Raw genomic sequence first — 19,550 nt, forward strand, 5'->3', positions numbered from 1 at the left:
TTCGTTACCATCTTGCATGAAATTAAGAATATTCCCAATTCAAATGTTAGGAAACTGTTAAAAAAAAATGTTATTAATAGATACCTTCAGTAAGCATGCCATCTGCTACTTTGATAAAGCCAGCGATGTTTGCACCAACTACTAAGTTCCCTGGGAAGCCATATTTTTCAGCTGCTGCTTTACTATCTGTATAAATATTTTTCATAATTTGGTGAAGTTTCGCATCTATTTCTTCAAATGACCAAAATACGCGACTTGAATCTTGTGCCATTTCAAGAGCAGATACAGCAACTCCACCAGCATTCGCCGCTTTTGCAGGACCAAATAAAACCCCTGCATTTAGGAATTCATTGATGGCTTCAAGGTCTGATGGCATATTTGCACCTTCACCAATTGCTTTAACACCATTTGAAATTAATGTACGAGCTGACTCTCCGTTAATTTCATTTTGCGTAGCACATGGTAGGGCAATGTCACAAGGAATTGTCCAAATACCTGTACAACCTTCTGTAAAAGTAGCATTTGGTCGGTAATTAACGTAAGTTGAAATACGGTCACCTTTAACTTCTTTGATTTCTTTAATAGCTTCTAGATCTAAGCCCTCTGGGTCAAAGATATAGCCTGAAGAATCCGAACAAGCAACCACTTTTGCACCATATTGTTGTGCTTTTTCAATCGCATAAGTAGAAACGTTACCAGAACCAGAAACAACTACTGTTTTTCCTTGGAATGAATCGTTCGCATCTTTTAGCATTTCATTAACAAAATAAACCGTGCCGTAACCTGTTGCTTCTTTACGTGCTAAAGAGCCACCATAGCCAGGCGTTTTACCCGTTAATACACCAGATTCATTTGCTTTTGTTAAACGTTTATATTGGCCCCATAAATAACCTACTTCACGAGCACCAACACCAATATCACCAGCAGGAACATCGACATCTGGACCAATATGACGGTATAATTCAGTCATGAATGCTTGACAGAAACGCATAATTTCTGAGTCTGATTTGCCTTTCGGATCGAAGTTTGAACCGCCTTTACCACCACCGATTGGTTGCCCTGTTAAAGCATTTTTAAAGATTTGCTCAAAGCCTAGGAACTTAATGATGGATTCATTCACGGAAGGGTGGAAACGAAGACCGCCTTTGTAAGGTCCCATTACATTGCTGTATTGAACGCGATAACCACGATTTACCTGTACTTGGTTGTGATCATCTTGCCATGCTACACGGAAAGAAATAATGCGATCTGGCTCCACGATACGAGATAAAATATTGGCCTTGATATATTCAGGATGCTGTGTGAATACAGGTACTAATGAGATGAAAATTTCTTCAGCTGCTTGTAAAAATTCCGCTTGATGACTGTTCTGTTGTTTAAGTTGCTCAAATACGCCATCTACGTATTCTTTTGCTAATTGCTCGTTGCTAACAGTTGTCATTGTCATAGTTAAAACCCCCATTTAGTTGATAGGTGTATCGTATATCTATTTTTCAAACTATTCAATAAAATACTTTTTAAGTTTGTGAAAAATTGAGCAAGAGAGGTTGCGAAAATAATATATTAAAATAATTTTATTTAAAGTGATTTATCTAATTATGAGAAAGGAATGATGCTTTATTGTGAAGGTTCTAATTGACGCAGATGCTTGTCCAGTCGTGGATTTGGCGCTATCTATATCATCTGAATTTGAGATTGAAACTATCTTGTTTTGCGATACATCCCATCGGGTGGAACGTGATAATGTAATAACAATTATTGTACCCAAAGGTCCAGATTCAGTTGATTTTACGCTAGTGAACGCGCTTTCAAAACACGATATTGTTATAACACAGGATTACGGATTAGCTGCAATGGTTTTAGCAAGAGGAGGCTATCCAATTGATCAAAATGGACGAGAAATGTCTGATGAAAATATCGAACGTTTGCTCGATATGCGTCATGTTGGTCAAAAAATTAGACGGGCAGGAGGAAGAACAAAGGGACCTAAAAAAAGGACACAAGAAAACAATATTTCTTTTGAAATGAAATTTCGACAAATTTGTGAACGAGCAATTTTAGCTCATAAAATGGAGGAATCTACAGGTGAAAAATGAACGTAAATGCGAACTATTTCAGCAATATCCACAGCTAAAGGAAATAGCAAATAAGGGCACTGTATTGTGGGAAAATACAAATTGGATGAAAAAACCAGAAACAAGACTCTTTACTATGGCCGAAGTCGAGGATGCGGAAAACACACTACAACGATTTTCTTCTTATTTAAAAGTGGCATTTCCTGAGCTCGTAGAAAGTGATGGCCTAATTGAATCCACGATTCAGGAGATTCCAGCGATGAAAAAGGCACTTGAACAAAAATACGGTGTGTCTATACCAGGTCACCTGCTATTAAAATGCGATCATGCGCTACCCATCTCAGGCTCAATCAAAGCACGAGGTGGGATTTATGAAGTATTAAAACATGCAGAAAGGCTAGCGATGGCAAGTGGAAGGCTCAAAGTAGAGGATGATTATGCACTTTTAGCAACAGAGGCATTCCAGTCGTTTTTCCAGCAATACACGATTGCAGTAGGCTCCACAGGTAATTTAGGTTTAAGTATCGGCATTATGGGCAAGAAGCTCGGCTTTAATGTCGTTGTACATATGTCGAGTGATGCTAAGGAATGGAAAAAAGCCTTGCTCCGAGAGAAGGGAGCTACTGTAATTGAATATGAGGCTGATTACAGTGTAGCCGTAGAACAGGGTCGACAAGAAGCTGAGCAAGATCCAATGTGTCATTTTATTGATGATGAAAATTCAAAGGATTTATTTGCAGGCTATGCAGTAGCCGCAAAACGATTAAAAGACCAGTTAGAAAAGACGAATATTACAGTCCATGAAGAGCATCCATTGTTCGTCTATTTACCATGTGGTGTCGGTGGAGGACCAGGGGGGGTGGCCTATGGATTACGGGAAATATTCGGCGAGCATGTGCATATCTTCTTTGCTGAGCCAGTCGCCTCTCCTTGTATGACGATTGGTCTAATGACTGGTTTACATGATGCCATTAGTGTGGAGGATATTGGCCTTGACAATAAAACAGAAGCAGATGGTCTAGCTGTTGGTCGTGCATCTAAGTTTGTTGGCAAAGTGATGGAAACCTATATAAGTGGCTGCTATACAGTGTCAGATCAAGAATTATTTACATCATTAGGGTTAGCTATGGACAGCGAAGCATTGTTTTTAGAACCATCGGCAAATGCCGGAATGTTTGGCGCTATCCGCTTACTCCAAAAAGATTCGTCCTATTTCGAAAAGCACAACCTCGTCAGCCACCTATCGCAAGCCACACATCTTGTGTGGGCAACAGGTGGCAGTATGGTCCCTGCCACAATGCGTGCCGCTTATTTGGCGAAGAGCAGGGAGTTGGATTAAAGGCAGTGCTTTGTTTTGATTGGGGGGATGATGGTAGTAGATTCGCTCCATTTTGATGGAGGAAGTGGGAATGCCTGTAAAATGTACTGGACCCGCTCAAGAGGAGAGTCAAGTGCTCAAGAAGTATACTGAACCGCTCAAAAAGAAGGTCACAATGCTCGCCAAGATGTTACCTCACTCAAAAAAGGAAAAGCCCTCACCAAGTATAACTAGAACACCGCTCACTGCAATTTCAAAATAATGTTGAACCTAACCAAAAAACAGGTGGAGAAATTTTTCTCCACCTGTTGGTTGTTTTAACGTTGCAATGCTTTGTGTTGTGCTGCTAGAAATACTTCGTGTGCAGCAAGGACGCCTGCCCCTGGCTCAAAATCGTAGGAGAAGTCTTGGAGGGCAGCTTCCATTAGGGAAACGGCTTGTAAAATGTCACTTGGGAAGCAGTAGCCCATATGACCGAATCTGAAAATTTTCCCTTGTAGATGACCAAGCCCGCCAGCAAAATCTAGATGATAGTGCTGTTTCAGATGGGCTAAAAATTCGCCAAGATCGATTCCTTGAGGGGCCTTGATTGCTGTAATGGTTGGTGACGCGTATTGGTCCTCTGTTAATAGCTCAATGTGTAAGGCTTTCATAGCGCTACGTACCATATTTTTCATAAGTTCATGACGAGCTGCAGTTTGCGCAAAGCCGCCTTCCTGCTCAATCAGTTGACATACCTCGTGCAATCCATAGATCAGTGTGATGGCTGGGGTATTTGGCGTCATGCCCTTTTCGGCCCAGCTTCGATAGCTTAATAAGTTTAAATAGTAAGCGGGTGTTTGATTGTCCTCGATGACTTTCCAAGCTCTTTCGCTGACGCTGATAAGGGAAAGTCCTGGAGGTAGCATCATAGCCTTTTGAGAGCCTGTCACCAAAATGTCGATGCCCCAAGCATCCATTTCAGCAGGGGCACCACCAATACAGCTTACGCCATCTACAATAACAAGGGCATCTGTTTCGTCGCGGATTACCTGCGCTAAGTCAGCAACGGGGTTTATAATGCCTGTAGATGTTTCATTGTACGTAACAAAAACGGCTTTAACGTTGTGCAATGGCTGTAAAAATGCTCGTAGTTCCTCGGCTGTGCAAGCTTGTCCCCATTCTTTTTCAAGCTTATGTACATGGAAGCCATATTGCTCACAAATGGACACGAAATAGTCACCAAATGCTCCAACGGTAATGACCACAACTTCATCACCCGCAGTGACGGTATTGACTGCCGCAGCCTCCAAGGCAGCTGTTCCACCTGATGGCAAAAGTAAGATGTCCTGTGTCGTACCAAAAACAGGTTTTACTAATTCGATTGTTTCTCGGTATAACGTTACAAATTCTTGACTCCGATGACTAAAAATATCCCGATTCATCGCCAACTGAACCCTTTTTGGTATCGGCGTTGGCCCTGGGTGTCTTAAAATATTTTCATACACATTCATCAATCCCTTTCGTTGTGAATTCTAAATTTTCTAACTATAATAATATCATATTTAGGATGATAGCTAGCTGCTATTTTGAAAAATATTGGAAGATATTAATATTAAGATACAATAAAAAGGGGACTGTACAGATGGAAACAATCATGCACTATCCATATATTTATTTTTTGTACAAACCAAATCAGGTATTGGTATATAAAATTCAAACATTTGAATATATCTCGCTTGCAGATGTGATGGAAAAGGGTGAATGGTCGAGCTATGCACTACAGCCATCTGAATCATTTACAGCTTTTCACCATGAACAACGTCAGCCACAGGAGGGTTGGACCTTTTGGATGGAGCAGGAACAGCTTTATTTTTTGGTAGAAATGATTAATGACTATATTCAGCAGGTCATGATCACAACTACTGCACAAGCGGTACATATTGTTTGCTCTGAAGCTGTAGCTGGCTCTTTACGAGGGGCCCTTGCTCCACCGAAATATGTTATCGGGTTTCCAGAGGATTTGTCGATCGGCCCTCTCTGGAAACTCGATGAAGAAAGAGGACAGGCATTTCGTCATGAATGGTTAAGGGAAAATATAAATGATGGGTTGGACGATTTTGTCAATGACAATCATTTTAAGAATGCGATAAGAGAAATACAGGATATGCCAAGTCATCTACCCATCTATATTTGGTATGGACATAATGCAGAAGAACAATGTGGCCTTCGTTTTTTCCTTTGTTTATTGCGCGATAAAAGCAATGACATCATGCTCATTAACACGGGTGAACAGAATGTGATTAATCGTCAATGGGACATAGCGCTATATGACAACAAGCCATTGACTACTAAAGAACACCTGATGTTTCAACAGCAATGGCAAGATTTGGCCCAAACAAAGGATGTATGCCGTTTATGGCGGCATCAGCGAATACAAGGAGTGTCAGAGAATCACTATGATTCCGTCATTATTTCGATGCTAGGACAACTTCATCATGAACAAGGAAGTATCGATTTTATACAAACAGGCGTATTCCTTTCAGAGCTACTTGTAAGAATGGAAGAACCACCAAATATCTTCTTTTTAGAGTATAGAATTCGAACTTTAGTCTATAGTGGGGAGTTTGAATTAAAGGGGATTCCTAAATCCATGCGACATTATCAGGTGAGATTACGTCAAAAAACCTCTTTAGCCTGAAGGCATAAAGAGGTTTAACAAGTTGTATTAAGCGGCAACGAATGGTTTGTTCATACGCATTAAACCATAAATGGCAAAGAATAATCCGCCCGTAATAACCGTTAAAATTGTGTATAGTACAGCCTTACCTGTTTCGCCACACCAGCGATAGAATAGACGATACATGAAATAAATTGAAAAGCCTACCATACCTAGAGAAGCGAGTATGCCGAGAAATGGAATAAACGAAACGATGAACATGCCCGCATAAATAAGCGTATTTTTTAACGCTGTGGCACGTACCGTTTCCCGATTATCCCCACCAGCAGTCAGTAGGAAAAGACTGTATACATTAATAATAGGAATCCAAGCGATATAGGCTACATCTCCAAAACCATTTGTTTTAGACGTCATAAAATAAATGAGTGCACTAATAATGTAGGCGATTAAACCAAGAACAAGAGCTGCTAAAATAAGTATTATAAACAGACCACCCATAGCTGCATCCCAATCATTAGAGTAATAAGAACTATCGTAATTATACATCAGTGAAACCTCCCTTCATTTGAAAATACCAACTAATCATAACAAGCCTAGCCTGTTTAAGCTACAACGAATTTAATGTAATATTTAGTAGAAATCGCACGAATGTACTAGAATATAATTTATTTTTAAGTCTTTGATGATGATTTTTTGAGTAATAAATACAAAAAAAGCAAAAAATATCCTTGTGAAAATTATTGTGCTAGTTTTGGAGAACCATTTTTAGTGTTTTTCATTTGCTTTATACAAAACATTACTATCCTATGATGATAGAAGGTCAGAACATGCCATTGAATTCTAAAAAAAGCCATCCTACTAAAATATAGGGTGGCATTTTTGCTTGGATTAAATGAATTTAGCGATATGCTCTAGCTCAATACGAGAAGAATTATATGCAGGAGCTGCTGCTTTACCAATCGCAATTAAAATGACGGGTACGATATGGTCTTCTAATGCAAAGTGTTGAGCGAAGGCTTCTTTATTAAATCCGCCCATTGGGACTGTATCATAGCCCATGTCTTTTGCTAAAAGCATAATTTGCATAGAAATTAGACCAGCATCAAATGTAACGATATTCTTTAACACTTCTTGTGGAAGCTGAGAATATAAGTTTATCGAGTTATTGATCATTAAATCTTTGGTTGCTTCATCAATATAACCAAGATCAAAGTTTTTCGTATAAACAGCCTCGGCATTTTCGTACATTTTTGTATCGCCTAAAACGGCAATGATCGCTGAGGATGTTTCGATTTGTTCTTGATTGTTTGCAATGGCACGTAATTCTTTTTTGATTGCCTCGTCTTGAATTACTAAAAAGCGCCAAGGTTGTAGGTTGCTAGATGATGGAGCAGAAGTCGCTTCTACAAGTAATTGTTCTAATTGCTCTTGTGGAATTTTATAGTTTTCGTCGTATTTACGAACAGATTTACGTTCATGCATAATTTTATTTAAAGAACTTTTTGTCACTGTCATAATTTTTTGTCTCCTTCATTATATGATGCGTTTTTTACTATACGATAAACGCATTCATTTTCCAAGTAAATTGCTCGAATTAAAGAGTCTTGAAAACAGGATTTATTATCTGCCTATCATTTAAAAAGTTACAAAAAAAATATATTTTTATAGAGGTAATCCATTTATACTAGAAGGTAAATAGAGCAAAAATAACAGGTATGGAGTGACAGACAGATGAAAAAACTATTGGGAAATTTAAAGCTTATGGCAAAAATAGGGATACTTATTCCTATTATTATTGTTTTTCTAGGTGGTATGTCCTTCCTTAATTATTTGAGTGCATCACATGAACTTGAAAGCTCTATTGAAAATGAAATGTCTTTACTGGCAGATGATGTAACGGGCTCTGTTGAGAGCAAATTACATGCGCATATTCAGTTGATTTATAGTGCAAAGACAACGATAGAATCAGCTGACAGTATGATGACGAGAGAGCAATTTATTCGCTATGTACAGCAGCTATTGCCATACAATAAGGAAACTTATGGTATGGGGTTATGGCTAGAGGAGGATGTGGCAAAGGGGGAAATTTTTGGCCCGTATGCCTATAAAGAAGGAGAAAAAATTGTCTCTACGGATACGTATGAAGATCCTGCCTATCATTTTCATGAGCAGGAATGGTACCGCAACAGCATCCACTCGAATAGCATTGTCCATACAACACCTTATTTTGATGAGGCTTTAGGAGAAATGTTTATTTCATTTGGCACACAAATTGTGAAAGATTCTAAGCCAGTGGGGGTTATTACAGGGGATTATGTGTTAGATTCTATCCAATCCATTGTCTCTGATGTGCAAATTCGACAGAGTGGCTATGCCTTTTTAATAGATGATAGTGGGAATTTTTTAACGCATCCTGATGTAGATAAAGTAAATAAAGAGACGATTCAGCAATTTTTAAATATTCCTGTTGAGCAGCTAGCTGAGCAGAAAAAGCTAATACAGACAACGATTGATGGGAATGACTTTACGCTACAATATCAGCAAATTCAGAACATGCCGTGGAAATTGGTTTTACTTGTTCCTACAGATGAGCTTTACAGTGAGGTACAGGCGATGCTTCAGCAGCAAATCGTGATTAGTGTGGTGCTTATTGCCCTGATCACCATCATTATTTATTTCCTTGCTCGCTATATACGTACGGAAGTGAAAACGATGAATACATATTTAGGCTACCTTGCTACGGGTGATTTAACGAAACAAATGGCCATTCATACAAAGGATGAATTTGGTGAAATGGCACAGTACTATAATGAGTCTGTGGAAGGGTTAGGGTCTATGATACAGCGCATTGTTGCTGAAACGGAGACAGTTGCCTCCACTGCCGAAGAATTAACAGCCAGTGTACAAGAGGTCAATAAAACCGTCACGGAAGTAGCTGTTTCTATGCAAAATGTGGCTGAAAATACGAGTTCACAGCAGCAGGTGAGTAGTCAATTAACAGGTGTCACAACACAATTAGGTGATGACATGAAGACTGCCATGGACGATTTACAAGAGGCAGTGCAACAGTCGGTAACAACCTCTCATCTAGCTACAGGGGGCTCGCAAAAAATACGGGCTTTTGTGGATGACATTGTCCAGCTTCATGCACAGGTAGACAGCAGTGCTAATCTGGTGAGTAGCCTGAAGGTGCAATCCGCTCAAATTGAGCAAATGAGTCAGCTTATTTCTGCTATTACTGACCAAACCAATTTATTATCTCTCAATGCGGCTATAGAGGCGGCACGAGCAGGCGAGGCAGGAAAAGGTTTTGCCGTTGTAGCTGGTGAGGTTAAAGCACTTGCTGAACAGACAAGTAGAGCCTCTTTAGACATTGCGAAGGTCGTGCTGACGATTCAGGACCAAATGAATGAGGCGGTGGACATGATGGAGCAAAGTCGAAAAATTGCTCACCAAGGTATTGGTTCTGTCCAGCAAGCAGGTACTACCTTTGATACGATTGCTAGTGCCATTGAAGGGCTCCAGATGACGATACGAGAAACGAGTAATACAACAGCAGATGCTTTTAAAAACTTGCAGGAAGTGACAGCACAAGTGCAGATGATTAACCAACAGGCGATGGCAACAAATGATTATACATTAAATGTTTCGGCCATCACTGAGGAACAAGCCTCCACCATGAATGAAATGGCTGTAGCCTCTGAGCAGTTAGCACAGCTTGCTCAAAATTTGCAGGAAGAAACAGCTGAATTTACTGTCTAATAGTAGGGCGTACATCGATAGGAAGATGTACGCCTTTTTAGGATCTAAATGAAAAAGCTTCCCACTCCACGCTTTTTGTAGGCAGAGCCGATTTGAATTGTTTAATCATTTTTGGGGGTCCACAAATAAAAACACTTGTTTCAGCAGATAGTGACAGCTGATGGAAGGATAGCTTTTCTTCATGAGCTGTATTAATAAAGGTGACAGTGAAATGATCGTTCATTCGAGCATAGCTCTGTAGAAAATCTTTGTAGATGGCATTGTCTTGACCATGGAAGGAATAATACAAGTCAATTTTCTTATCAGGCTTTGTTTGTAAATAGGCAAGAAAAGGTGTAATGCCCATGCCACCAGCAATCCAAATTTGCTGATTGGCCACTCGATCAAAGTCAAAATGACCATATGGCCCAGCTATGGCAACTGGTGTATTGAATTGAAGATCGTTGTAGAGCTGTTTCGTATAATCTCCAATGGCTTTGATTGTTACCGTGATTTGTTCGCCATTACCACCAGTAATAGAGAAGGGGTGTGGCGCTTTTTCGATACCCTCTTGAAAAATTTTTAAAAAGAGAAATTGTCCTGGTCGATAGTCGAGTTTTTTTATGAGTGTCAGCTCAACTTCAATCACATGGGCGTTCAGCCTTTGAATGGCTGAAACATGACCTGTATATGGAAAGAACATATCTTGATACATTGTCAACATATACAGAGCAGACATAAAACCAATCGTTGTTGTCAGTGCTGTGAAAATGCCTAAAGGAGAAGGTTGTAATAAATCATATTGGCTAGAAAAATAAGCATGATAAATACCGAAAGTATAAGGTACAAGTAGTAAACGATGTAGCCAGCGCCAATGCTCATACTTTAAAAACTTTGCAATGAACGCTAGGACAATCAGGGCAATAAAGCCATATTGGGCAAGCTCACCAAGGTCTTTAGCGAAGTCTTTTAGTGAGGTTTCTTGTATGACTGCCTCATCAGTAATCATTTTTTGCAACTGACCATGCAAGAGGATGAATCCAAGTGAAAGGATTGCGAGTAATTTATGATAAAAATAAACATGCTCAAGACTAGAAAACCAACGCTCTAACAGTTTCATTCTGGTAGCCAATAAGAACACAAGAAATAAACTAGTCATGGCTAAGCCTCCAATGAGATGGCTTAGTATGTTCAATGGATGGATGGGCTCCATAGGTGTAGCGACATACCAAAGAAAAGCACTAGTGCCCATTATGCAAAAGATAAAAAGTAGTCCTTTATAAGCTCTCATATATAACCTCCATCCCTATTTTTATCCATATTCTATATCGCTATACAAATAATGAGTTGAAAAATATTTTCGAGCGTATGTTCGGAATGTACGTTCCCTTTCGGGCGGAATTATGGTACAGTAAGAAGGAAAAAATAGAGAGAGAAGGAGTGGAAGTAATTTATGCAAGGGAACACCCATATTGTTGGGGGCATCACAGCAAGTCTCGCCTTTGCACAGTTTTCAAATGATAACCCACTTGTCTTAGTAGGGGCAGGTGTTATCGGTGCATTACTTCCAGATATATGTCATAGAGGTAGTAAAATCGGTCGAACATTTCCCATCCTAGCGAAGCTGGTTAATACAGTGTTTGGACATCGTTCCTTTACACATAGTTTGCTTTTCCTATTGTTCGTTATGGTGGCGTTACATACTTTAGTTCCTTACAAAGCAATTTCCATTGGGATTATTATAGGGATGGCTAGTCATATCCTGCTTGATATGTGTACAAAAAAGGGCGTTAAACTATTTTTCCCAGCGACTGTATCCATTCGTTTTCCACTTACAACGAAAACGGGTAGCAAGGTGGAAGGGATCGTACTTATGTTGCTTTCGATGCTGTCCATCTATTTGAGCTATGAATTGATTGTCAAATTTATAGATTCGATATAAATTAAGAAGAGCCCCAGTATTGGTTTACTGGGGCTTTTGATGTTAGTCAGCTTGTACCTCTTCCACAGTTTGCTCTACTTCGGCGCGCGTCATTTTTTCTCGACCTTCTTGCATCGCCTTCAACGTTTTGTGGGCTAAGGCAAGTGGTAGGCGGCAAAACAGCAGAATGGTACGTTTATTAATATCTTTCATATAGAGGTCTGCTTTGGCTAAATTTTCTTCAGCATAGACAAACAAATCTTCGCGTGTCCAGCCATCAGGCACGAAGTTGACACCACGTTCATCTAAATCCTCATGCTGATTACGTAAGATGTTGACAGCCTGGAGTCCACGACCATAGCCTATTGCTAGCTCACGATCAGTTTGAACGTTGGCACCCCACGCCCAAAGCTCAGACAGCATCGTCCCTACAAGCCCTGCCACGTAGTATGTATAATCATCCAAATCCTCGCGTGTATGCACCTGCCAATTGGCCTTTGCCCATTTGGCCATACCAAAAGCCATTTCGCTTGTGGAAGCCTGAACAATTTTTCGCGATTCCTCAGGACAAAATGTTAGCCAATCTGCTAATCGAAGGGATACTTCTGGCAGTTGATCGGCATAAGGTGCTAATAATGCTTGATAAGCTTCTTTATTAAATGTGTCCTTTAATAATTCACTTGTTGCGGACAATAAATTAAATTTCACATCATTCGAAAGCTGTTCATGATCTTCAATTTCATCAATGGCACGCATGGCTAAATAGGCAGCAGCCACCGATATCTTTAAATCATTTTTTAAAAAAGTAATAGGTATATAAAACGTGCGGCTTGTATCTTTTAAAACCTGCATCGCTTCTTTGTAAAGTCTTTTTTGTTCGTTCACTTGTATTCCTCCGTTCAAATGGTTCCATATCTATAGTATATCGTATCGTAAAAAAAGGGAAAGATAAAACAGATTGTTCATATTTAGAGAGATATTCTTTGAAAACGATTACTACAAATGATATAGTTTAATAATAAACTATTTAAATCTATACTTTTATGGTGGTCAATAAGAGTGGATTTATACTAGTATAGCTACATCAATTTCAAATGAGAGGAAGTTTAATGAAATGGGACGTTTAAATAATAAAATTGCTATGATTACAGGCGGCGCTTCTGGTATGGGTGCAGCGATGGCTAAACTGTTTGCACAAGAAGGTGCTACAGTAATTGCAGCTGATATTAATGAAGAAAACTTAGCAAAAATTTCTGAGCTAGAAAATGTAGAGGGAATGAAATTAGATGTTTCCTCTGACGAAAACTGGGCAGATGTAACAAAAGCAATTGTTGAAAAATATGGTCGCATTGATATTTTAATTAACAATGCGGGTATTTCATCAGAAAAAGGACCCGATCAAATTACACAGGCAGACTGGTCAATTATGCATAATATCAATGCATTTGGACCATTTCTTGGCATTAAACATGCTGCGCACTATATGAAAGAAGCAGGCAAAGGCTCCATTGTTAATACATCGTCTTACACAGCGATTATTGGGGCAGGCTTTAATGCCTATACAGCCTCTAAAGGTTCTTTACGTGCGATTGCTCGTGCAGCAGCTTCAGAGCTTGGTGCTTTCAATGTCCGTGTGAACACGGTATTCCCTGGTGTCATCGAAACACCAATGACAGCCAAATTATCAGAAGCAAAAGAGGCAATGGATATGTTAGTAAGAGCTACACCAATGGGGCGTCTTGGTCAACCAGAGGAAGTAGCAAATGCTATTTTATTTTTAGCATCAGACGAGGCTTCTTACATTACGGGTGCCGAGCTTGTCATTGATGGTGGCTATTCAGCACGCTAGTTAAATATAGTAATTGAAAAGTGGAAATGCCTGTTCAAGCAGTGCATTTTCACTTTTTTTGTTTTTTTAGTAGAATGATGATAAAGCTTTAGAAATTCGTCAAAAAACAGCTATTGATTAGATAAATTTTGATATTTTTCGTGATTTTTTCAAGAAAGTGTACGAAGTTATTGCACAATCATTTCAACAGCGTTAAAGTTTAGAAAGGGCAAAATGTCATTACACGATTTGGGGGACTGTACTGAGCGTTTAGCTTTTGTACGAACAAAATCAGGAGTCAGGATTTTGGCATACATAACTCCTTGCAAAATCCTGGATACCAAAGAGGGCATGAATTTGATGAATTGCCTGAATCATAGCGTAAACCGTCATCATAGTATGAGAAAATTACGTAATAAAAACAAAGGAGAATTGTATGCCAAAGGCTATAGGTATTGATGCAGGCGGCACATTGACAAAGGTTGCTTATTTAGATCAAGACAATGAACTTGTGTTAACAACCTTTCCGTCGAATGATTTGCAATCTGTCACAAAATGGATTATTGATCATCCAGATATTGAGGATATTGGTGTTACGGGGGGACGTACAGAGCAATTACTTGATGTCATTAAAACAATGAAATCGATTCATTATATAGTAGAATTTGAAGCTACATTAAAGGGTGTCCGATTTTTGCTTAATAAAGAAGGCTACTTTTTTGAGCGCAGTATGATTACCAATATTGGGACAGGTACGTCCATTCATTATATGGAAGGTAATACACATATTCGCGTTGGTGGGACAGGCGTTGGTGGTGGGACACTAATTGGTTTGTCAGCGCTTACAACGGGCATTACAGATTACAATGAAATCCGTGAAATGGCTGCCAATGGCAATCGTGAAGGAATCGATTTATTGGTCAAGGATATTTATCAAGGCATGGATACACCGATTGACGGTCATTTAACGGCTAGTAATTTTGGGAAAGTAGGCATTACAAAGTCGATAAAGCATCCTGCTGAGGATATTATTGCGACCGTTCAAGGACTAGTAGGCGAAGTCATTACAACACTCAGCATTCAATATGCGGAGGAAAAAAATGCACAGCATATCGTTTATATTGGCTCCACATTAAGCAATAATGATCATCTTACCCGAGTGATTGCAAATTATACACGCACGAAAAAGCATACACCTGTCTTTATTAATGACCATGGCTTTTCTGGTGCTGTCGGAGCATTACTTAATATTACAGAATATACAATTGTCTAACGATTTAAGGACATAACATATTGTATGACAACTAGTTATGTCCTTTGTTATTCAACTACAATAAGAAGTTATTTAAACACTTTATCTATTTTGTCTTTATCATAATCTAATATCCAGTCATTGTATGTATAATAAATGTCTCGTATAGATTCAGGTGAGGTAGCAAGTAAATCACAGCCTCTATCATCGTAAACGTGAAAAATGGTTTTCTTTTTGATATTTAAAAAATATATCCTATGAAAAATACTTGGTTGGATTCCTAAATCTTGATTACATACTGCTTTTAATAATGGAATGTACTTCAAATCAGATGTTTTACATGCAAGTGTAAACCTATGTGTTTTATATTTTCCGTCCTCATCATCTTCGGGGAAAATAGAAGACATTTCTGTATGCTTCAATTTATATAAGACTGATTTATCATAGATATATGGAGAAAAAATTCTCGCTTTGTGCTGATAGGTTTTTCTACCTCCAAAATCATTGACATCTACTACCATAAAAATTTCCTCGTCTTGTAAATGTAGTGCTTCAAACAGCGTGACAGCCCTTTTATAAACCTCCTGTATATAAAGACGATCTTCATAATCGCAATCTCTAGCTCGCTCTACCCCTAGTTCGAACCGTATGCCAATTTCCCAGTTATAAAACAAAGGTGGTCTAAGAAGTAAGGAAGGAAAATTTTCATTCATATAGTCATTTAAAAGCATATTTGCACCTCAACTTTATTTTTAAAATTTTACCTTTAACAAACCGCCAGAATAATAGTCAAAGAAGAAAATGACTCTACCCATTAATTTAGAAATTATATTTCCCTTTCGTTACTGCATTGGGGTAGATGATCAATTTGCCAGTTAGCATCTACAAATCCAATATTACTAATATAAGCATTTATCAATTTTGTTTTACCTGAACCTATTCTACCATTTAAAAATTGAGCTAGGAAAGTATTGATAACGCCTCCGTAAGCTACTATTAACAGCTTCCATGCTACTAACGATTTTTACATAATCCATTAAGAACACCATCATTTAATCCAAACGCTTGTAAATACATAACCATGAGAAATCTCACCATTGGGATTTTTAAGATAATCAATTGGTGTCGAAGAATTAATTGGTATTATATACCATTCGTCATAACTCATTCCTGTTGTAGTTTTAAACCTTACTTCTCCTTTTGTTCTCCTGTATTATACATAATATTCCGATTATTCGATATATATTTAACATCAAATTGATCATGTTCATTTTTTTTACAAATAGCGAAGAAACTTACCTACATGAAAACATCTCGAACTGAACAAATTAGGTAGTAGGAGGTGAAGCTACGTGGGAAAGCGTAATAATCGAAACAACAGTAAAACCATGAATATGAGAACACATAATCCTTTTGGCACTTACAAAAGCAAAGACCTCGATCGAAGTAATAGCAATAATAACAACCCAAATGATAACTTGAATGAAGAGTTCGCGGCAGAATTTGATGCAAAGGCTAAAAATAAAAACAATAAAACGAATCATGATAAAAACCAACAGTCGAATAAAACAAAATAGTGGAGGTACAAATCATGGCAAAAAAGAATAAGACAAGCTTTAAAAAGAAAAAGAAGGAAGATACACACAAAAAGAATGATCGTGAGGAATATTCAGCAGAATTTAATCAGGTCATTCATAATAATCCCCAACAGCCAAAGCAATAAACACAAGCTGCTCCAAAGTCTTTTGGAGCTCTTATTTTTTACTGTTTGTGCTGCTTTATACAGTCAAAAAGGGAGTGATTCAAGTGAGAAAATTTTATTTACTTGGGCTTCTTTTTGTTTCTCTAGCTATGTTTATACAAATACCAGTGGTTGCCAATGCACAACAAGAAACACCAGCTTATGCAAAATGGGGACAGCTGGCTATCAAAGAGGTAAAGGCGAAATATCCTACGGCTAAAATTGTGGATTATTTGCATGAGGGCAAGGAAGTACAGGGGGCATCAACCATTGAGAAATTTAAGCTTTGGCTCAAGCAGCCTGACAAGGAATTTGGTGTTCATGTCAGAATCAGCTACCAAACGACAACGCAGGAAGTAGAAAAAATTGAATTTCAAGAAAGTACTTCATAAAACAAGGATGCCCTATTTTAGGCATCCTTGTTCTTTAACCCTCTAGCTTTTGAATAAATGCACGCATTAAGCCTGGTAAATCAGGCCATGCATGCCCACTTATTAAATTACCATCTGTGTGAAGGTTGGCATCAATGTAAGTTGCTCCTGCCACCTGCACCTCAGGCTTGCAGGCAATATAGGCTGTTAGCTCACGCCCTTTTAGCACTTCAGGAATGGTCGCGAAAATTTGCGCTGCATGACAAACGGCTGCAATTGGTTTATTCGTTTCAAAGAAGTGGCTTACTAGTGCTGGGACATGCTCATTCAAACGAATGTATTCAGGTGCACGTCCACCAGGAATAATGAGCCCATCGAATTGTGTTGGATCAATAGCAGCAAAAGCAGCGTGGGCCTCTAATCCATAAGCAGGACGCTCGATATATGTATCGACACCCTCTACAAAGTCGTGTAATACGGTTTGTAATTTCTTAGCGGATGGTGCTGCAATTGTGACATCATACCCTGCTTCAAGACAACGATAATAAGGATAAAAAATCTCTAAAGCCTCTACTGCATCTCCTGCGAGTATTAAAACCTTTTTCCCCATGCTTCCATCTCCTTTACATTGTAAATCTACTAAGTTTTATTCGACACTTGCAAAAAATTTCCTGCTTACAGTAGGGCTACCTTTCCAAATTCCTTGCTTTACAAAGGAAAAAATGAAGCGTATAGTATTTATTTAACTAGGTAAATAAATTCGCAGGAGGTAAACAATATGAATCCAATATTTCATGCTTTATTCCAAAAAAGTCGGTATTTAACGAACTGCTTAAATGAAGTATTAAAGCAACATCATTTATATAGCTCCCAATGGGCCATTTTATATTGCTTACATAAAAACGGGCCAATGACCTTAACACAAATTTGGAAATATTTAAATGTGGAAGCGCCCAGTATTACAAGAGCTATTACACGACTAGAAACATTGGGCTGGGTCCAACGATTAGATGGAGAGGATAAGCGAGAAAAAATTGTGACTCTTTCCGCTCTAGGGGAGGAGCGCTTACCAGCGATCACCGTAACCATATTAGCATTTGAGGAAGAAATGGTGGGCTCTTTAACTGTTGAGGAGCAGCAGCAATTTCTGAAGTTATTGGAAAAAATGAAAGGTTGATGGACATGCAGCAAGAAGAAAATACACAAATATGGACGAAGCGTTTCATTAGCCTCTTTTTAACGAATATCTCTGTATTTTTTGTTTTTTATGGACTTGTAACGACTTTACCACTCTATGCGATTGGTGAACTACATCAGACAGATAAGGAAGCGGGCCTATTATTGTCAGGCTTTTTATTGTCAGCTATTATTGTACGCCCGTTTTCAGGTAAGTTATTAGATGTTTTTGGCAAGAAAAAACTGTTAGTCCTATCTATAGTGGGCTATTTTATCTGTACCGTTTTATATTTATTTATTCATCCGTTTGGACTTTTACTTGGTCTTCGCTTTATTCAAGGGATTTTCTTTAGTATTATCACAACAGCTGCAGGATCTTTAGCGGCTGATATCGTTCCTGCTAAACGAAAAGGGGCAGGGCTAGGCTACTTTACGATGTCTACGAATCTAGCTGTCGTCATTGGACCATTTATCGGCTTATTATTAATTCAATATAGTACCTTTAATGTCTTATTCATAGTCATGAGTATATGTATTCTAGCAGGAGGAATTTTAGCATTAACGGTCAATACAGATGATTTACCGAAGCCAGTGCATGAAGGAAAACTAACTTTTAAATTGAATGATTTATTTGAGCGTAAGGCGCTTCCTGTTGCAGCAATTGCCAGCCTCGTCGCTTTTTCGTATGCCAGTGTGCTATCCTTTTTATCGGTCTATGCACAGCAAAAGGATTTAATGGCTGTAGCTAGTCTCTTTTATGCAGTATTTGCAGCGGCAATGCTCATTACACGTCCATATACAGGAAAACTTTACGATACGAAGGGACCGCAATTTGTCATTATTCCTGGCATTATTTCCTTTGCCATCGGTCTAGTCATGCTAGCATTTGTTGAAGGACCAATGTTATTTTTAAGTGCTGCTATTTTTATAGGCTTTGGCTATGGAGCTGTAACGACTAGCTTGCAAGCATTAGCAGTTCAATCCACTGCCATTCAACGAAGCGGCTATGCAACAGCAACCTATTTTACGATGTTTGACCTGGGTATCGCACTAGGTTCGTATATTTTAGGAATGGTAGCTGTACAGGCAGGCTATGCTTCTGTCTATTTATCGGGGGCAGGCTTACTGGGGGTTGTCTTTATTATTTATCTATTACGCCTTGCAAAGATGAAACCGAAAAAAGTAGTGCATATATAGTCAAACAGTTGGGGTTGTGCCCAACTGTTTTTATAATTGTCCCAGCCTCATCAAAATAAATTTTGTTCATTTATAAGAAAGATACGATTTATAAAAAGTTTTAATGAGCTCTTTTTCAAAATGAGTATTACTTTTGTCCTTTTTAAATCTAACGAAAACTACTTTTTGTTTACTTATCTTTAATAATGTTGACAATTGTCGGAAATTCTAATCGATTTCTTAAAACGCAGTACTGGTATTGGATTCATGATAAAAATTATATAATAGACGA

General features: G+C 38.5%; 20 protein-coding genes. 12 read left to right on the top strand and 8 right to left on the bottom strand.

Going from position 1 to position 19,550, the window contains the following annotated elements; all coding sequences use genetic code 11:
• Positions 1 to 73: 73 nt before the first annotated feature.
• Positions 74 to 1,447, bottom strand: a complete 1,374-nt coding sequence (gdhA, locus tag MHI04_RS08015; protein WP_342535504.1) for an NADP-specific glutamate dehydrogenase — start codon at positions 1,445 to 1,447, stop codon at positions 74 to 76.
• Between the two features lie 175 nt (positions 1,448 to 1,622).
• Between gdhA and MHI04_RS08020 the strand changes: the two genes are divergently transcribed.
• Both MHI04_RS08020 and MHI04_RS08025 read left to right on the top strand, forming a co-directional pair.
• Positions 1,623 to 2,096, top strand: coding sequence for a YaiI/YqxD family protein (locus MHI04_RS08020; RefSeq protein WP_089935008.1), 474 nt, complete (start codon positions 1,623 to 1,625; stop codon positions 2,094 to 2,096).
• Complete coding sequence (locus tag MHI04_RS08025; protein ID WP_342535505.1) at positions 2,086 to 3,414, top strand: D-serine ammonia-lyase; 1,329 nt, start codon at positions 2,086 to 2,088, stop codon at positions 3,412 to 3,414. The genes MHI04_RS08020 and MHI04_RS08025 overlap by 11 nt, the downstream gene beginning before the upstream one ends.
• A gap of 296 nt (positions 3,415 to 3,710) precedes the next feature.
• Here the strand turns inward: MHI04_RS08025 and MHI04_RS08030 are convergent, their stop codons facing one another.
• A complete protein-coding gene (locus MHI04_RS08030; protein ID WP_089932556.1) occupies positions 3,711 to 4,880 on the bottom strand; it encodes an alanine--glyoxylate aminotransferase family protein in 1,170 nt (389 codons plus the stop codon).
• A 137-nt stretch (positions 4,881 to 5,017) separates the two neighbouring features.
• Here MHI04_RS08030 and MHI04_RS08035 point away from each other — a divergent pair, with 137 nt between their 5' ends.
• Positions 5,018 to 6,073 carry a DUF1835 domain-containing protein gene (locus tag MHI04_RS08035; RefSeq protein ID WP_101966843.1) on the top strand — a complete coding sequence of 352 codons (1,056 nt, stop codon included), beginning with the start codon at positions 5,018 to 5,020 and terminating at the stop codon, positions 6,071 to 6,073.
• Between the two features lie 27 nt (positions 6,074 to 6,100).
• Here the strand turns inward: MHI04_RS08035 and MHI04_RS08040 are convergent, their stop codons facing one another.
• Positions 6,101 to 6,598: a hypothetical protein gene (locus MHI04_RS08040; RefSeq protein WP_230593752.1), complete on the bottom strand. Its 498-nt coding sequence runs from the start codon at positions 6,596 to 6,598 to the stop codon at positions 6,101 to 6,103.
• Between the two features lie 342 nt (positions 6,599 to 6,940).
• A complete protein-coding gene (locus MHI04_RS08045; protein WP_036118238.1) occupies positions 6,941 to 7,567 on the bottom strand; it encodes a nitroreductase family protein in 627 nt (208 codons plus the stop codon).
• Between the two features lie 216 nt (positions 7,568 to 7,783).
• Between MHI04_RS08045 and MHI04_RS08050 the strand changes: the two genes are divergently transcribed.
• A complete protein-coding gene (locus MHI04_RS08050) occupies positions 7,784 to 9,814 on the top strand; it encodes a methyl-accepting chemotaxis protein (RefSeq protein ID WP_340810833.1) in 2,031 nt (676 codons plus the stop codon).
• Positions 9,815 to 9,851: 37 nt separating this feature from the next.
• Here MHI04_RS08050 and MHI04_RS08055 read toward each other — a convergent pair whose 3' ends face one another.
• Positions 9,852 to 10,952: a ferric reductase-like transmembrane domain-containing protein gene (locus tag MHI04_RS08055; RefSeq protein WP_340810835.1), complete on the bottom strand. Its 1,101-nt coding sequence runs from the start codon at positions 10,950 to 10,952 to the stop codon at positions 9,852 to 9,854.
• 294 nt (positions 10,953 to 11,246) lie between these two features.
• Between MHI04_RS08055 and MHI04_RS08060 the strand changes: the two genes are divergently transcribed.
• The gene (locus MHI04_RS08060) at positions 11,247 to 11,735 is read left to right on the top strand and encodes a metal-dependent hydrolase (protein ID WP_101966840.1); all 489 of its coding nucleotides are present in this window, start codon (positions 11,247 to 11,249) and stop codon (positions 11,733 to 11,735) included.
• Between the two features lie 42 nt (positions 11,736 to 11,777).
• Here the strand turns inward: MHI04_RS08060 and MHI04_RS08065 are convergent, their stop codons facing one another.
• On the bottom strand, positions 11,778 to 12,599 hold the full coding sequence (locus MHI04_RS08065) for a squalene/phytoene synthase family protein (protein ID WP_089932545.1): 822 nt from the start codon (positions 12,597 to 12,599) through the stop codon (positions 11,778 to 11,780).
• Between the two features lie 229 nt (positions 12,600 to 12,828).
• Here MHI04_RS08065 and MHI04_RS08070 point away from each other — a divergent pair, with 229 nt between their 5' ends.
• Positions 12,829 to 13,563, top strand: coding sequence for an SDR family oxidoreductase (locus tag MHI04_RS08070; protein ID WP_036118224.1), 735 nt, complete (start codon positions 12,829 to 12,831; stop codon positions 13,561 to 13,563).
• Between the two features lie 415 nt (positions 13,564 to 13,978).
• Positions 13,979 to 14,815 (top strand): type II pantothenate kinase, encoded by an 837-nt coding sequence (coaW, locus tag MHI04_RS08075; protein ID WP_036118221.1) that lies wholly within the window; start codon positions 13,979 to 13,981, stop codon positions 14,813 to 14,815.
• Positions 14,816 to 14,883: 68 nt separating this feature from the next.
• Here the strand turns inward: coaW and MHI04_RS08080 are convergent, their stop codons facing one another.
• Positions 14,884 to 15,525: a DUF3885 domain-containing protein gene (locus MHI04_RS08080; RefSeq protein WP_036118218.1), complete on the bottom strand. Its 642-nt coding sequence runs from the start codon at positions 15,523 to 15,525 to the stop codon at positions 14,884 to 14,886.
• A 621-nt stretch (positions 15,526 to 16,146) separates the two neighbouring features.
• Between MHI04_RS08080 and MHI04_RS08085 the strand changes: the two genes are divergently transcribed.
• The 3 genes from MHI04_RS08085 to MHI04_RS08095 all read left to right on the top strand — a co-directional run bounded on the left by MHI04_RS08085 (position 16,147) and on the right by MHI04_RS08095 (position 16,927).
• The gene (locus tag MHI04_RS08085) at positions 16,147 to 16,371 is read left to right on the top strand and encodes a hypothetical protein (RefSeq protein WP_004269369.1); all 225 of its coding nucleotides are present in this window, start codon (positions 16,147 to 16,149) and stop codon (positions 16,369 to 16,371) included.
• Positions 16,372 to 16,385: 14 nt separating this feature from the next.
• A complete protein-coding gene (locus MHI04_RS08090; RefSeq protein WP_255358822.1) occupies positions 16,386 to 16,517 on the top strand; it encodes a hypothetical protein in 132 nt (43 codons plus the stop codon).
• A gap of 83 nt (positions 16,518 to 16,600) precedes the next feature.
• Positions 16,601 to 16,927 (top strand): DUF3889 domain-containing protein, encoded by a 327-nt coding sequence (locus MHI04_RS08095; protein WP_036118210.1) that lies wholly within the window; start codon positions 16,601 to 16,603, stop codon positions 16,925 to 16,927.
• A 34-nt stretch (positions 16,928 to 16,961) separates the two neighbouring features.
• Here MHI04_RS08095 and MHI04_RS08100 read toward each other — a convergent pair whose 3' ends face one another.
• Positions 16,962 to 17,516, bottom strand: coding sequence for a DJ-1/PfpI family protein (locus MHI04_RS08100; protein WP_036118205.1), 555 nt, complete (start codon positions 17,514 to 17,516; stop codon positions 16,962 to 16,964).
• A gap of 168 nt (positions 17,517 to 17,684) precedes the next feature.
• Between MHI04_RS08100 and MHI04_RS08105 the strand changes: the two genes are divergently transcribed.
• Complete coding sequence (locus tag MHI04_RS08105) at positions 17,685 to 18,083, top strand: MarR family transcriptional regulator (protein ID WP_036118202.1); 399 nt, start codon at positions 17,685 to 17,687, stop codon at positions 18,081 to 18,083.
• Complete coding sequence (locus MHI04_RS08110; RefSeq protein WP_089932579.1) at positions 18,083 to 19,279, top strand: MFS transporter; 1,197 nt, start codon at positions 18,083 to 18,085, stop codon at positions 19,277 to 19,279. Before MHI04_RS08105 ends, MHI04_RS08110 begins: the two co-directional genes overlap by 1 nt.
• Positions 19,280 to 19,550: the final 271 nt, after the last annotated feature.

This window comes from Lysinibacillus sp. FSL K6-1151 (assembly GCF_038630755.1).
Classification (GTDB): Bacteria; Bacillota; Bacilli; order Bacillales_A; family Planococcaceae; genus Lysinibacillus; species Lysinibacillus fusiformis_D.